This window comes from Flavobacterium coralii, from assembly GCF_019891545.1.
GTDB classification, from domain to species: Bacteria; Bacteroidota; Bacteroidia; order Flavobacteriales; family Flavobacteriaceae; genus Flavobacterium; species Flavobacterium coralii.
This window is the reverse complement of sequence record NZ_JAHDIU010000062.1, coordinates 1-310: the sequence shown is the minus strand read 5'-3', so window position 1 is coordinate 310 and position 310 is coordinate 1. Positions and strand designations below refer to the sequence as shown.

Annotated in this window: 1 tRNA gene; it reads left to right on the top strand. The window is 44.5% G+C overall.

Features of this window, described 5'->3' with window-relative positions:
• Positions 1 to 74 precede the first annotated feature (74 nt).
• Positions 75 to 151: transfer RNA gene (locus tag KJK34_RS15175), tRNA-Ala, on the top strand.
• The last annotated feature ends 159 nt before the right edge of the window (positions 152 to 310 follow it).

The window sequence follows — 310 nt, the reverse complement described above, 5'->3', positions numbered from 1 at the left end:
AAGAGGAAATTTTAGAAGTTGAGTTATCAACATCCGCTGAAAGCCGACAGCTGATAACTGAAAGCTAACAATTTGGGGGATTAGCTCAGCTGGCTAGAGCGCCTGCCTTGCACGCAGGAGGTCATCGGTTCGACTCCGATATTCTCCACCAGAGAAGCTACAAGCTGACAGCAGTCAGCCGTAAGCTGAAACGTTCATTGACATATTGCGATAAGAAACAAAGTAGAAAAGAATAGAAAGCACAGATTTTAGTGTTTAGCCAATAGCGAAGAGGCAATAGTTAATTCTGTTGGCTCATGCCTGATGGCTC